Annotated in this window: 9 protein-coding genes and 4 pseudogenes; 10 read left to right on the top strand and 3 right to left on the bottom strand. The window is 64.5% G+C overall.

Annotated elements, in window-relative coordinates:
• Positions 1–222: 222 nt before the first annotated feature.
• Positions 223–973 (top strand): annotated as a pseudogene (locus Q1A87_RS21360) (IS5 family transposase); the annotation flags it as partial.
• A gap of 178 nt (positions 974–1,151) precedes the next feature.
• Here Q1A87_RS21360 and Q1A87_RS21355 read toward each other — a convergent pair.
• From Q1A87_RS21355 to Q1A87_RS21345, 3 genes and pseudogenes are all read right to left on the bottom strand, one after another.
• Positions 1,152–2,555 (bottom strand): annotated as a pseudogene (locus Q1A87_RS21355) (tripartite tricarboxylate transporter permease).
• Between the two features lie 518 nt (positions 2,556–3,073).
• Positions 3,074–3,853, bottom strand: a complete 780-nt coding sequence (locus Q1A87_RS21350) for an SDR family oxidoreductase (protein ID WP_299656254.1) — start codon at positions 3,851–3,853, stop codon at positions 3,074–3,076.
• Positions 3,853–5,055, bottom strand: a complete 1,203-nt coding sequence (locus Q1A87_RS21345) for a mandelate racemase/muconate lactonizing enzyme family protein (RefSeq protein ID WP_299656251.1) — start codon at positions 5,053–5,055, stop codon at positions 3,853–3,855. The genes Q1A87_RS21350 and Q1A87_RS21345 overlap by 1 nt, the downstream gene beginning before the upstream one ends.
• Positions 5,056–5,188: 133 nt before the next feature.
• Here Q1A87_RS21345 and Q1A87_RS21340 point away from each other — a divergent pair, with 133 nt between their 5' ends.
• The 9 genes and pseudogenes from Q1A87_RS21340 to Q1A87_RS21300 all read left to right on the top strand — a co-directional run.
• Positions 5,189–5,944 (top strand): GntR family transcriptional regulator, encoded by a 756-nt coding sequence (locus tag Q1A87_RS21340; RefSeq protein WP_299656248.1) that lies wholly within the window; start codon positions 5,189–5,191, stop codon positions 5,942–5,944.
• 79 nt (positions 5,945–6,023) lie between these two features.
• Positions 6,024–7,019: a TRAP transporter substrate-binding protein gene (locus Q1A87_RS21335; RefSeq protein ID WP_299656245.1), complete on the top strand. Its 996-nt coding sequence runs from the start codon at positions 6,024–6,026 to the stop codon at positions 7,017–7,019.
• A gap of 70 nt (positions 7,020–7,089) precedes the next feature.
• The gene (locus Q1A87_RS21330) at positions 7,090–8,997 is read left to right on the top strand and encodes a TRAP transporter large permease subunit (protein WP_299656242.1); all 1,908 of its coding nucleotides are present in this window, start codon (positions 7,090–7,092) and stop codon (positions 8,995–8,997) included.
• A 198-nt stretch (positions 8,998–9,195) separates the two neighbouring features.
• Entirely contained in the window at positions 9,196–10,212 is a 1,017-nt protein-coding gene (locus Q1A87_RS21325; RefSeq protein WP_299656239.1) for a TRAP transporter substrate-binding protein, read from the top strand.
• Positions 10,213–10,376: 164 nt separating this feature from the next.
• The gene (locus Q1A87_RS21320; RefSeq protein WP_299656256.1) at positions 10,377–10,868 is read left to right on the top strand and encodes a TRAP transporter small permease; all 492 of its coding nucleotides are present in this window, start codon (positions 10,377–10,379) and stop codon (positions 10,866–10,868) included.
• The gene (locus Q1A87_RS21315; RefSeq protein ID WP_299656236.1) at positions 10,865–12,181 is read left to right on the top strand and encodes a TRAP transporter large permease subunit; all 1,317 of its coding nucleotides are present in this window, start codon (positions 10,865–10,867) and stop codon (positions 12,179–12,181) included. Before Q1A87_RS21320 ends, Q1A87_RS21315 begins: the two co-directional genes overlap by 4 nt.
• Before the next feature lie 502 nt (positions 12,182–12,683).
• Positions 12,684–13,642, top strand: a protein-coding gene (locus Q1A87_RS21310; RefSeq protein WP_299656233.1) for an IS630 family transposase whose coding sequence is annotated in 2 segments (ribosomal slippage) — positions 12,684–13,025 and positions 13,028–13,642 — 957 coding nt in all. Because the reading frame shifts where the segments join, the coding sequence is not laid out codon by codon here.
• A gap of 16 nt (positions 13,643–13,658) precedes the next feature.
• Positions 13,659–14,431, top strand: a pseudogene (locus tag Q1A87_RS21305) (IS3 family transposase); the annotation flags it as partial.
• Positions 14,432–14,495: 64 nt separating this feature from the next.
• Positions 14,496–14,590, top strand: a pseudogene (locus Q1A87_RS21300) (IS5/IS1182 family transposase); the annotation flags it as partial.

The raw sequence follows: 14,590 nt of genomic DNA, 5'->3' as shown, positions 1-14,590 counted from the left end.
AGAAGAATTCGGCATGCGCCTGATCTAACCGTCAGGATTAATCACCTGAATCCCTCGCATCTTTGCGCAACAACGCCCATGCAACCGCTGAAGCGTCGGAAGGGGATGCTTAAATGGGCTTCCGCAGCCGTTGAGGACCAGTCCGGCAGCGGGCATGGATAGCCTCCAGAGCAGTGAACGCACCGCAGCCGCCGAAGATATCGTCGGGACTATCTAAACCGGGTCAAGGTGCTCTTCAAGCTGCCTCTGCGGCAGACCGCGGGCATGGTGGCCAGCCTACTGCGGCTGGCGGGATTGGACTGGTCCGTCCCAGACTTCAGCACCCTGTGCCGCAGGCAAAAGACCTTGGCCGTGCAGATCCCTTACCGCCGTATCGACGGCCCCCTTGAACCTCCTGGTGGACAGCACTGGCATCAAGTTCCTGGGCGATGGAGAGTGGCAAGCCCGCAAGCACGGCGTTCAGGGCCGCCGCCAATGGCGCAAGATCCATCTCGCCACGGATACAGCGACCTCGGACATCCGGGCGGTAGAGTTCACCCCCAGCAGCGACGGTGACAGCCCGATCCTGCCCGAGCTACTCGGTCAGAGCCCTGAGGACGAGCGGATCGGCACTGTAACGGCCGATGGTGCCTACGACACGCGCCGTTGCCACGCGGCCATTACCGAACGGCAGGCCATCCCAATAATCCCGATCCGGAAGAATGGGCGCGCCTGGAAGGAAGACTGCCCGGCGGCGAAGGCTCGGAACGAGACGCCGCGCGCCACGAAACGCTACGGTCGCGCATTCTGGAAGCACTGGACCGGATACCACGCCCGAAGCCGCGTCGAGGCGAAGATGCGAGGCGTCAAGGCATTCGGCGAACGCATCGCCGCACGGGACCCCGACCGCTAGACTGCAGAAATCCACATTCGCATCGCCCTCATGAACCGATTCAATGCCCTCGGCACTGCCGAGATCGTTCGGTTGGCATAACGTCAGCGGGGTAAGGGAAAGTCATGCCTCAGGCATGAGTTCTGCAACAACGCCCCTCTGGACCGGTAGTGGCTCGAGCCACTACCGTGATGCGGAATGCCATTCAATAGACGTACGACCCCGTTCAGCGCCCGAAAATCGGTCATTAATAGGAGGCCAGTTCAGTTATTTCTTATAACTACCTTTGCGCCGATCTTGTTCTTCGTCGGGATCGAAGCGACACGAAGACGAAGACCGCAGCGCCAGCCAGCAGAACAAGCGGAATCGGCCTGGTCACGAGCGGCATGAGGCTTTCGTACTGGCCTAGCATCTGGCGCAGGTTGGCCTCGAGCGGCGGTCCAAGGAGAAAGCCCAAGATCACGGGGGCGAGCGGGTAGCGATAATGCTCCAGCGTGTATCCCAGAAGGCCGAAGCCGCACATTATCCAGACCTCGAACATCCGGCCGTTGAGCGAGTAGATCCCGACGGAGGCGATCACGAAGAGGCTCGGCAGGAGCACAGGCTTCGGCACGTCTAGGAGCCGGACAAGGACGTTGGTTGCCCCCAACATGAAGGCGAACATCATTACGCTGGCGATGATAACCGAAGCGTAGATCGCGTAGACGACCTCGGGCGCATTGGTGAACATCAACGGCCCCGGTTGGACCCCCTGGATCGTCAGCGCGCCGATCAGGACGGCGGTTACTGTGTCGCCGGGGATGCCGAGCGTCAGGGCGGTGATCAGCGCGCCCCTTACGGTGGCGTTGTTCGCGGCCTCGGCGGTGACCAACCCGCCCTCGGCGCCCTCGGCGCCCTTGCCGAAGGTCTCGGGTTAGCGTGAAGCGTCGCGGGCTTGCGCGTAGGCAATGAGCCCGGCCGGTCCGCCGCCGACCGCCGGCAAAATTCCCACCGTCGTCTCGATCGCCGCGGACCGGGTCGCGTTGGGAAGGTGGCGGAGGAGCTTGCCGAAGGGTGGCAGCGTGGCGCGCCAGCCGATCCGCTGCCGGGGCACCTCGGGCCCCGACCCGCCACCGAGGGCGTCGCGCATGACCTGCGAAACAGCGAAGAGGCCGACGAGAGCAGGCACCAGCGGGAAACCCGAGAGCATCTCGGCAGAGCCGAAGTCGAACCGGGGAAGCCCGTCGATGGTCGAGATGCCCGCCGTGGCGGCCAGGGTGCCAATGAGGGCGGCGATCATACCCTTGAGGAGGTTTTCGCCGCTGACGGCAGGCACCGCGGTCAGCGCGAACAGGAAGGCCGCGACGTATTCGGGGAAGTGGAAGCGTAGAGCGAAACTCGACAGCATGGGCGCGAAGGCGATCAGGATGACGCCGCTGAAGATGGTCCCGAAAACCGACGCGGTGATGGCGAGGCCGAGCGCGCGCGCCGCCTGACCATTGCGCGTCGTCGCATAGCCGTCCTTGATCGTCGCCACGGAGTTCGGCGTCCCGGGGATGCGCAGAAGGATGGCCGAGATGCAGCCACCGGTGATTCCGCCTACGAAGATGGCGAGCAGGAGGCTGATTGAGGGGACGGCTCCCATCTGGTAGGTAACCGGGAGGTGAAGGGCGATGGCCATGGGGGCATTGAGCCTGGGAAGCATGCCGACGCGGCGGCGTACCGGCCAAAGATGGCGTCGGCAGCCTGAACGAGCGGATGGTCGCAGCGGGCTGGGCATTGGCCTACAGGCGCTACTCCACGGCCTACGTTGGAGTGGAGAACAAGGCACAGGCGGACGGGCGTGGCATCTGGCAGGGCGCGCATACGTCGCCTTGGGACTACCGACGCGGGCAGCGCCTGATGTCGACCGCTGCTCCAGCCGCGAGGGCTTCTGCCCCGTCGACTGTCGCGAACAGCCGCAACTGCGCGATCAAGGGTAACATTTCAGGATCGGGGCGCATTTACCATGTCCCCGGCTCCCGCTGGTACGACCGCACCCGGATCGACACAGGTCGCGGCGAGCGATGGTTCTGCTCAGAAGCCGAGGCCCGGGCTGCAGGATGGCGAGCGCCGCGAGGATAGTGCGCCAGATCACGTACGATATGGCGATACCGCTAAGCGAAAACGTCTTGCCGTCTGGATGCGGCCGGCCGCTCACGACGGCCGGCCTCACGACATTCGTCAGAGCACCGAGAGCATGCCACCGTCGACATAGATCATCTGGCCGTTGACGTAGTTCGAAGCGTCTGAGGCAAGGAACACGGCGGTGCCGACGAGTTCATCCGGCGCCCCCCATCGACCTGCGGGCGTGCGCCCCTTCACCCAAGCGTCGAAGGTCGGGTCGTTGACGAGAGCCTCGTTCATGTCAGTCAGCATGTAGCCCGGCCCGATCGCGTTGGCCTGAATTCCGGCGCCGGCCCATTCGGCTGCCATGCCTTTGGTCAGCAGACGGATGCCGCCCTTGGCGACAGTGTAGGGAATGACCGTCGCACGCGCGAGTTCGCTGGTGAGGGACCCGATATTGATCACCTTGCCGTAGCCACGGCCAATCATCCGCTTCGCGGCCTCCCGTCCGACGAGGAACGCGCTCGTCAGGTTCGTGTCGATCACGCGCTGCCAGTCGGCGAGACGAAGCTCCACCATAGGCTGGCGGTGCTGGATGCCGGCATTATTTACGAGGATATCGATCTCGATCATGTCGGCGTCGAAGGCCGCGAAGGCTGCTTCGACCGCGTCTTCACGCGCGACGTCGAACGACGCCTCGCGCACGTCATAGCCGGCCTCGCGCATCTCGGCCGCGACTGCGGCCAGACTGTCCGGGTCGCGGCCGTTCACGACGAGCCGCGCGCCGGCATCGCCAAGGCCCTCGGCGATGGCCCGGCCCAGCCCGCGCGACGAGCCGGTCACGAGGGCGGTCCGTCCGGAGAGATCGAAAAGAGGGGGCTTCGGGGTGGCTGGCATCAGGTCAACTCCGATTTGCGTACGGTCAGATCAGATCGCTCGTAGACGGCCGGCTGCAGTTCGGTTCCGAGGCCCGGACCTTCCATCGGCAGGACGTGACCATCCTCGATCTCCGGCACTTCGGTCACGAGTTCGCGGTACCAGCCGGTGTAGAAGGCGCGGACAGATTCCTGGATCAGCGTATTCGGCTGGCTGAAGGACGTGTGCACGGCAGCAGCGTAGCCGACTGGACCGGTGCAATCATGCGGGGCGAAGGGCCGCTGGAAGGTGTCAGCGAGGGACGCGATCTTGCGGCCCTCGGTGATGCCGCCGGTCCAGCAGAGGTCGACCATCGCGACATGGGTCGCGTCGCGCTCCAGCATGTCCTTGTAGGGAAAACGTGAGCCCAGCGTCTCGGACGCGCAGACCCAGACATCCGTCGCAGCTGCGTATTCAGCGAGCGCCTGAGGAGAGTTCATGCGGATCGGGTCTTCGTACCAGAGCGGCGCGTAGGGCTCGAGCGCGCGGGCGATCTTCTTCGCGGTGGGCAGGTTCCACAGGGAATGAAACTCCACCATGATATCCATCCGGTCGCCGACGGCCTTCCGGATCTTCTCGAACGGCTCAAGCGCGGTCCGCATCTGCGCCGCGGAGATGTAGAGGCCGCGGTTCTCCTGCGCAGGCGGATCGAACGGCCAGATCTTCATCGCCGTGATGCCGTCCTCGAGAAGGTTCTCCGCCAGCGCGCCGGCATCGCCCATGAATCCGGCGAGGTCCTCGTGTGGGCCCTCGGAGGCGCCGAGATTCCAAGTGTCGACAGGGCGGATGTTGTGGCTGCGCACGTAGCCGTAGCCGGCGCAGGTGTTGTAGACACGCAGCCGGTCGCAGGTCAGGCCGCCGAGCAGCTGATGCACCGGCTGGTCGCAGACCTTGCCGAACAGATCCCACAGAGCGATGTCGACGGCCGAGGCGGCGCGATACTCCACGCCGGTCGAGGCCTGCGCCATCGGCAGGTCGGTCATGACGCGGTTCAGCGCTTCGATGCGGAGCGGGTCCTGACCGAGGAGCCGCCCGGCGAGCGTATCATGGATATGCGCCTCAACTGCGCCCGCTCCGTAGAACGTCTCGCCGAGGCCGACCGGACCCGCATCAGTATGGACCCGCACCCAGAGGACGTTCGAGAATTCCTCGGTGCGCAGGGTTTCCAGTTTGGTGATCTTCATGCCCATGCTTCCGTTCCGTGGCTGAACCGGACGCCGCCGCTTGATCGAATTGCGTCCCAAGTTGACATTGTCAGGAATACCGTGAAATATCACTGACGGGATTAGGGGGGTGAGACGCGCTTTGCAAGTTTCGATGAAAGCCGAGGCGACGCAGGACGCAAGGACGTCCGCCCCCGTCCGGTCCGCCGATCTGAGCGCAGTCGCCTACGAGTGGATCGAGGAGTTGTTCGTCTCGATGCGGCTGGCCCCAGGCGCGTTCCTGCGGACGCAGGACATCCAGGCACTCGTCGGGATCGGGCGCACGCCGGTGCATCAGGCGATCCGCCGGCTTTCGGCGGAGACGCTATTGGAGATCCGCCCCCGGAACGGGCTTCGCGTGGCACCGATCGACCTCGCGCGGGAGCGCCATCTTGCCGTCCTGCGCCGCGACCTGATGCGGTTCGTGACCGAGGCGGCGATGCGCAACCTGTCCTCGAACGACCGCGTGCGGATACACGATCTACGCCGACGCCTGACGGACGATCCGGAGGCCATGGACGTCGACCGGTTCAACGAAATCGACAAGGCCTTCGACATCCTGCTGATCCAAGCCTCGGGCGAGCGCTTCCTCGACCGCACGCTGCGCCCGCTTCATGCAATCGCGCGCCGGACGGGGTACCTGCATCTGACGCAACTCAGCGGGGCGAACGGACTTGCGCGCACTGTCGAGCGCCATCTCGTGATCATGGAGGGCGTCGTGTCTGGCGCAGCCGGGACGGTCCGGGCCGCCTGCGACGACCTGGTCGCTTATGCCGTCGAGCTGATCGACGATCTCGAGGCCCGGATCGACCCGCGGCTCCTGGACGTCAACTATCCAGCACTGAGAGCCAGCTCGACGCCCGGCACCTGATACACCGCACCGGCGGATAGACACGAGCGTTTCGCAGCGGGCGCTAGAGCGAACCGAAATCTTGAGGAGGAGAACGAGAATGACGACGAGATTTTTCATGCCGGTCGCCGCGGCCGCCGGGGCGATAGTTCTCGCCACGATGTCGCCGGCGCAGGCAGCCGACTACACGGCGCGCCTGTCGCTCGACGTGCGCGAGGACAATCCGAAATACATCGCCGCGCAGACCTTCGCGGAGCTGGCCGCGGAGAAGACGGACGGTGCGGTTGAGATCCAGCTCTTTCCGAACTCGCTCCTCGGGGGCGAGGTGGAGACGGCCGAAGGAATCCGCCTCGGTTCCATCCAGATGGCCATCCTGACGAGTTCGGTCCTGTCACAATGGATCCCGCAGGTTCAGGTGCTCGATCTGCCCTTCGTTTTCGAGAGCGACGCGCATGCCGTGGCGATCGACGCGCCCCTAACGGAGGCGCTCGGCGACGCGTTCGAGGAGAGCGGCTTCCACCTCTTGGGCTTCACGCCGAACGGCGCGCGCTCGATCATCTCGAAATCGGCGATCGCAACGCCCGAAGACGCCTCCGGCAAGAAGATGCGCGTCATCCAAAACCCGCTCCACGTCGCTCTCTGGGAGTCGGTCGGGGCTAACCCGGTTCCGATCCCCGCACCCGAAATCTACAATTCAATGCAGACCGGCGTCGTCGACTTCTTCGACAATACAGCGTCGAACTACCTGACGTCGAAGTTCTTCGAGGTCGCGCCCTACTATACGAAGCTGAACCACATCTACGCCATGGGCACCTGGGTCGTGGCAAAGCCGTGGTGGGACGCGCTTCCGGAGGACATGCAGGCGGCAGTGGCCGAGGCGGCTGCCGAGGCGCGGACTGCCTATGTGCCGATCTGGATGGAAGCCGACGCCGCGGCACTGGCCGAAACCGAGGCCCAGGGCTCGACCATCATCTCCGACATCGACCGTGATGCCTGGGAGGCCAAGATGGGTCCGGTGCGCGAGCAGTTCTCTGCCGAGATCCCCGAGGCCGGGAGCCTTCTCGAAATCATCGCGGCACAAAAGCCCGCAGGCTGACCGAACCGGCACGGGCGGCCCGCCGTGGGCAGCCCGTCCCGCGTTCCGATCCAAACCGGAGCCGGAGCCCATGCAGCCATCAGACGATCATGCCAAGCGCCTGCCCTCGGGCAACGCCTCTGCAGCGGCGTCGCACGCGGCAGGGACGAGGCCTTTCGCACGCGCGCGTCGGGCTCTGGCGACGGCGTTTGGCGGCGCCGTCTTCGCGATCCTCTGTGCCATGACGATGGCCGTCTTCGCCGGGGTCGTCTCGCGATACGTCTTCAACGCCTCCTTCTCCTGGACGGAGGAGTTCGCGATCTGGGCGTTCACCTGGCTCATCTTCCTCGGGGCCGCCCTCGGAGTCGCGCGCGACAGCCATATCAGGGTCGAGATCTTGCCGGTTCCACATGGCCGGGCAGCGGCCTTCGTCTTTCTCGTCCTGCGACAGGCCGTGACGGCCTTTACCCTCCTGATGCTGACCTTCGGCGGCTACGAACTCGCGCAGATGGTCGGCGGCGTGAGCGCCAGCCTGCAATGGCCGAACGCCATCCGCTACGCCGTGGTCCCGATCGCCGGGATCGGCGGGCTGTTCTTCCTGTTCACACGCGAAAGCGAGACACGGGGAGCGCTGGCACTAAACGTCGCGGCGCTCGTCCTCGCGCTGGCCTTCTGGGGGGCGCTGCATCTGGGTCTCGGCGAGATACTACGTGGTACCTCGCCGAGCCTCGTCATCGCCGCCAGTTTCTTTGTCTGCCTCGTGATGGGGGTTCCGGTCGCGTTCTGCCTGCTGGCCGGCGTGTTCCTAACGACCTTCACGGGCGGCCTGCTGCCCGCTCCCGCGATCGTGCAGAACGCGATCGGCGGGGTCGGCAAGTTCATCCTTCTGGCGATCCCGTTCTTCCTGTCGGCGGGATACCTCCTCAGCCTTGGGGGCATGTCGGCGCGGATGATTGGTTTCGCGAGCAGCCTTGTCGGTCATTTCCGCGGCGGTCTGGCCCACGTCAACATCCTCAACAGCTTCCTCGTCGGCGGCATTTCCGGTTCCCCGGGGGCCGATGCCGCCAGCACGACCAAGATCGTCGTGCCCGAAATGGTCAAACGCGGCTACGACCCGGCCTTCTCCTGCGCGGTCACGGCGGTTGGGGCCATTCTGCCCAACGTCGTGCCGCCGGCGATCGCAATGCTGGTTTTCGCCTCCGTCGTAGATGTCTCGATCGCGCGGCTCTTCATGGCCGGCATCATTCCCGGAATTCTTATCGCATCCGCCCTCATGGTGACCGCCTACCTCATCTCCGTCCGCCGCGATTACGAGCGGGCCGCGCGGCGGGCCCCGCTGTCGCAGGTCGGGCGCTCCTTCCTCGACGCGCTGCCGGTCCTCTTCATTGTGATCGTTGTCCTGGGGGGTATCCGCTTCGGGGTGACGACCGCCACCGAGGCGGGCGTGATGGCGCTGGTCTATACCTTTGTCTTCGGGAAATTCGTCTATCGCGCCTACTCCTGGGGCGAGTTCTATGCCAATTTCCGCGACTGCGCCGTGGAGGCGGCCATCGTCGCCTTCCTGATCGCCGCGACGGCGCCCTTCGCCTGGTCGCTTATCGCCGAGCAGATCCCGCAGCTCGTCATCGCCTGGGCCGCCGCGCTGGTCGACAGCCGGATGGGCCTGCTGGTTCTGATGAACCTCGTCCTGTTTGTCGTCGGAATGTTTCTCGACCTCACGCCGGCGATGCTGATCGTGGCGCCGCTCTTCATGCCGGCGCTAGCGGCCATGGGGGTCGATCCGGTGCAGGTCGGGATCATCATGATCGTCGTGCTGCAGCTCGGCGGGGTGACGCCGCCGGTCGGTATCCTCGTCTTCATCACCGCGCAGATCGCAAAGGTCAGCCCGACCGCGATCTTCCGCGCCGTGGTGCCGTTCATCGGAGCCGTCGGCGTGGTCGTCTTGCTTCTCGACGCCGTGCCTTGGTTGACCTTGGGTCTATGGCAAGTGTTCGAATGACCGCACCCAATCACCCAAGCCAAGTGACCGGCCGTCCAGGTCGCGCGAGTCGTCTCGCAACGGTCACGTTCCGGGCCGAAGGCCGCAGCGGGTCGAGCGGAGACGACGAGCGATCATCAAGAATGATCGCAGGTGGGGGATGTTCCATTCGCCCCCCTGCGGTAATCAACTTCATCCTAGTACCAGAGGGAGGATCGAATGAACTTCAACATCACCGGGATCGCCATTGCGGCGACGCTCGCCCTTGCGGGCACGGCGCTGGCCCAGGACTTCACGTTCCGGTTCCAGTCTTCGGACCCTGCCGGCAACCCGAACTTCGAGTATCAGCAAGGCTGGACCGAACTCGTCGCTGAGCGTACGGACGGCCGGGTGCAGATCGACCTTCTGCCCGTCGGCTCGATCGTCGAATACAACGAGACGCTTGACGCGGTCGCGGCCGGCATCCTCGACGGACAAATCTGCGACAGCTCCTACTGGGCCGGAAAGGACCCGGCCTTCGGCCTGATCGCCAACCCCGTGGGGGCCTGGTCCGATCCCGCGCAGATGATCGATTTTGTCGAGAATGGCGGCGGTAAGGAGATCATGCAGGAACTCTTGGGCTCCTACGGGCTGCACTTCATCGGCGTATCCACCCCGGGACTGGAAGCTTTCGTCTCGCGCGTGCCGCTTGAGGGAGTGGACGACCTGCAGGGCCTCAAGATGCGCTCGCCCGAGGGTCCGATCGCCAATGTCTTCGCCGCCGCGGGCGCCGCGCCGGTCAACCTGCCGTCCTCGGAGGTCTACACTTCGCTCGACAAGGGCGTGGTGGACGCGGCCGACTACTCGGTCTTCTCCGTCAACCAGCAGCAGGGCTTGAACGAGGTCGCGCAGAACCCGGTCTATCCCGGTTTCCACTCGCTGCCGCTCGTCGAAGTGTCGATGAACCAGGGCAAGTGGGACGCGCTGCCCGACGACATCAAGACGATCCTCAAAGAGACCGTGAAAGAGTTTCAGCAGACCCAGCTCGCGGGGCTGAAGGAAGCCGACCAAGCCGCACTCGCCGAGGCCGAAGCCGACCCGGAGATCACCGTGCACGACTGGTCCGAGGAAGAACGCGCGAAGTTCCGCAAGCTTGGTCAGGCGGAGTGGGAACGCATCGCTCAGGAATCGGAGATGGCTCAGAAGGTCTACGACACGCTCACGGTCTATCTGACGGAAAAGAACCTCCTTCAATGACCTCGGCGCGGCGGCGTCCTTCCGGACGTCGCCGCTCCCTCTTCATCATGTCGCACCGGTAGCAGTGGACCCTCAGGATGAGTGACGAGACCCGCACCACCGAACAGATCGATCTGCGCGCCACCAGTGAGGGCAGCGGACGCACGGCGACGGAGGCCGGCCTCATGGGCCGCATCGTCGATCTGGCTGGATACGTTTTCGCGGCCGGCATCGTGCTCGCCGCCGCGATCCTGCTTCTCGAGGTCTTCCTGCGGTACTTCTTCAACCGCCCGACGATCTGGGCGCACGAGACGACGGTCTTCCTGTGCGGTGCGGCCTTCGTGTTCGGCGGCCTCTACTGCACCTGCAAGAACAGCCACATCCGGGTTGTGCTGCTCTACGACCTCCTGTCGTCCGGCGCGCGGCGCGTAGCGAACGTCGTCATCTCGCTCGCCTCTGCGGTCGCCGCGGCCTTCTTCGCCTACGCCGCCTGGCACATGGTCGAGCGTGCGGTCTGGACGCCCTCGGGCGACATCCGCCTCGAGACGACCGGCAGTGCCTGGAGCCCGCCCACGCCGGCGCTGATCAAGATCTTCGTGCTCGTGGTCATGGTCCTCCTTGTGGTTCAATTCCTGATCCTCGCAGTCAATTATGCCCGCGGAAGATACGACAGATGAACGCTCTCCTCGATCTTTCCGCCCTCGGGATCGGCTGGGGCACCGCGGTCATGTTCGTCATGCTCGTCGTCCTCCTGCTGACGGGCATGCCGCTCGCCTTCGTGACGCTTCTAGTGGCGCTTATCTTCGCCCTCGGCTGGTTCGGGCCGATGTCGATCCCGCTGATCACGAGCCGCGTCTACTCCTTCGTGATGAACTTCGTGTTCGTCTCGGTGCCAATGTTCGTCTTGATGGCCGCGATCCTCGACCGCTCCGGCATCGCGCGCGACCTCTTCGACGCGATGAAGATCTTCGCGGGTCGCATCCGCGGCGGCGTCGCGGTGCAGACCGTCTTCGTTTCCGTCATCCTCGCGGCGATGTCGGGCATCATCGGAGGCGAGATCGTGCTTCTGGGCCTGATCGCACTGCCGCAGATGCTCCGCATGGGATACGACCGCAGCCTCGCCATCGGCGTGGTCTGCGCCGGCGGATCGCTCGGGACGATGATCCCGCCCTCGATCGTGCTCATCATCTACGGCCTGACCGCGAACGTCTCGATCGGCGACTTGTTCACGGCGGCCTTTCTGCCGGGCTTCATGCTGGCGATGTTCTATGTCGCCTACATCCTGTTCCGAGCCTATTTCTCCAATGGCATCGTGCCGGACCCCGATCCGATGGTAATCTCCACTGCCGAAAAGATGCGCCTCCTGAAAGGCCTCGCGCTGCCGATCCTTGTTGTCGCGACGGTCTTAGGATCGATCTACGGCGGCATCGCCTCAGTCACCGAGGCCTCCGCGATCGGCGTCGGCGGCGTCGTCGTCTCGACGATGCTTCGGGGTGAATTCAGCTACACCCTGATGCGTGACGCCGCGCTGCAGACGCTCGCCACGGTCGGCATGATCGTCTGGATCGGCATCGGCGCGACCGCGATCGTCGGGGTCTACAACCTGATGGGCGGCGTGGACTTCGTCTCAAGCATGATAACCGGCGTGTCGGACAACCCGACCGTGGTCGTGCTCCTGATGATGGCCATCCTGTTCGTCCTCGGCGCATTTCTTGACTGGGTGGGGATTGCCCTGCTGACGATGCCGATCTTCGTCCCAATCATCGTCTCGATGGGGCTTGACCCGGTCTGGTTCGGCGTTCTCTTCTGCATGAACATGCAGATCTCGTTCCTGTCGCCGCCTTTCGGCCCTGCCGCCTTCTACCTCAAGAGCGTCGCGCCGCCCGACATCTCTCTGGGCGACATCTTCCGGTCTCTCTTGCCGTTCATCCTGCTGCAGATGCTTGCGGTCGGCCTGCTTGTCGCCTTTCCGGGTATCACCGGCCGCTGATACGCGCCGATGTGCTCAAGGAGATCGAAGGGCGCGCCGCGCTCGTCGAGCGCTTCTGCCTCGGCGCCCCGCAGGTCCATGCGGTCTGGGCGTACGATCCGGAGCGAGCCGGCGTTTTGGACGGTCCTATGCTTTGTGACCCGCTGAAGGGCGCCTGATGGCGCCGCCGCGCTAATCGTCCTCTGATTTGGTATCCGTTGAGGGGGCGCTGCCCAATTGCTCTGCGGCAGCTTGTCCGTCACCAGACTGTCGTTGCTGGATCAGGTGGTGGTCTGCCCCCAGAAAAGTGGTCCTTCCTGAAGTAGGCTTTCAAGCCAGATGGAGGACGAAGGAATGGGACAGAAGAAACACCAGCCGGAGGAGATCGTTGCGAAGCTTCGGCAGGTCGACGTGCTGGTATCGCAGGGCCGATCGGTGGCCTAGAGCTTTTCGGCCGAAACTTGAATCGTGGGGATTCCCATGAGGGAGGCGGTGTGATTCATCCTTTTCAGGAGGATGGACGATGTCAGCACCTTTGCCGTCAGCGCTTCGGACACGGTTTCAGAAGTACATTGAAGAGGGCCTGAGTGGGCGTGCCGCTGCGGCGCGACTGAAGGTCTCGCCCGCGACAGGCGCCCGGTGGGCGCGGCAGATCAGGACGAAGGGACATGCCGATCCGGCGGTTCAGGGCCGCCCGCCCGGGTCGGGCAAGTTGGCGCCGTACCGAGCCTTTATCGACGAACTGGTCGCGCAAGACCCCGACATCACGCTCTTCGAGTTGCGCGACGCGCTCACCGAAGCGGAGGGGGTCCAGGTCCACCATTCGTCCATTGCCAAGCTGCTGACCCGGCTCGGCTTCACGTACGAAAAAAGTCGCTGGTCGCCACCGAACGCCGCCGCGCAAGGGTAAGGCAACAGCACGCCGACTGGATGAGGCACCGCCTCCCCGCCATCGCCGCCCGGCCCGAGCGGGTGGTGTTTCTCGACGAAACCGCCGTGAAGACAAACCTCACGCGCCTTCGCGGACGAGCCCCGCGCGGAGAGCGCCTGACCATGGATGCCCCATTCGGCAGCTGGGGCACGCAGACGCTGATCGCGGGGCTGACGGCGGACGCGCTGATCGCGCCTTGGGTGATCAAGGGTGCGATGGACGGCCCGGCCTTCGCCGCCTACGTCCGCAAGGTGCTGGTGCCCGAGATCGAGCCCGGTACCGTCGTCGTTCTCGACAACCTGGCCACTCACCGAAACGTCGAGGCCGCCCGCACACTCCGCGACCACGGATGCTGGTTCCTCTACCTGCCACCCTACTCGCCCGACCTGAACCCAATCGAACAGGCCTTCGCCAAGCTCAAGGCTCATCTCCGAAAGATCGGCGCGCGAACATTCACAGAGATGTTCGACGCCATCGGTGCGATCTGTGACCTCTACGACCCGCAGGAGTGCTGGAACGACTTCACTGCTGCCGGATACGCCTCGGGTTAATGCCGAAACGCTTTAGGCGGTGCGGTCGATCGGGGTGACGCAGTTCACTTACTTCCGGTGGCGCAAGGAGTTCGGGGGCCTGAAGATCGACCAGGTGAAGCGCCTCAAGGACATTGAGAAAGAGAACGAGCGGCTACGGAAGGCGGTGTCCGATCTCACGCTCGAGAAGCTGATCCTCCGGGAGGCCGCCTCGGGAACCGAAGGTCTGCGTCAGCAAAACTTCTGAGCCCCGCCCGTCGCCGAGCCTGTGTCGATCATGTCAGGCGAAAGTTCTCCGTTTCGGAGCGCATCGTCTGTCGCGTACTTGGACAGCATCGCTCTACCCAGCGGAAGGTGCCGCGGGGCCGTCCCGACGATGATGCGCTGACGGCGGACATCATCGCGCTCGCAGCCCAATACAGGCGCTACGGCTACTGCCGGATCGCGGCTCTTCTTCGGGATGCGGGCTGGGCCGTGAATGTGAAGCGTGTCGAGCGAATATGGCGGCGGGAGGGGCTGAAGGTGCCCTCGAGACAACCCAAGAAGGGCCGGCTCTGGCTGGACGACGGATCGTGCATCCGTCTCCGGCCGGAGCGGCCGAACCACGTCTGGTCCTACGACTTCGTCGAGAGCCGGACGCACGACGGGAGGAAGTTCCGAATGCTCAACGTCGTCGACGAATTCACCCGAGAGTGCCTGGCGATCAGGATCGACAGGAAGCTCAATTCGACCGCGGTGGTCGATGCCCTGACGGACCTGTTCATCCTGCGCGGCGTGCCCAGCCACGTTCGCTCAGATAACGGGCCAGAGAGGCCTTGTTGCGCAAAGCCTGCTTGGGATTCACATTGCGAGTCCAGCGGCATAGCTGGGCGACATGTTCAAGCCCGCGCCCACCCGCTACCGCACTCTGAACTGGTCCGCCTACAACGCATCGCTGCGTGAGCGCGGGTCGCTGACGGTCTGGTTCGA

It is taken from the genome of uncultured Jannaschia sp., from assembly GCF_947494055.1.
Taxonomy (GTDB): domain Bacteria; phylum Pseudomonadota; class Alphaproteobacteria; order Rhodobacterales; family Rhodobacteraceae; genus Jannaschia.
Note: the sequence above shows the minus strand (reverse complement) of the source record. Positions and strands in the feature narration are given on the sequence as shown.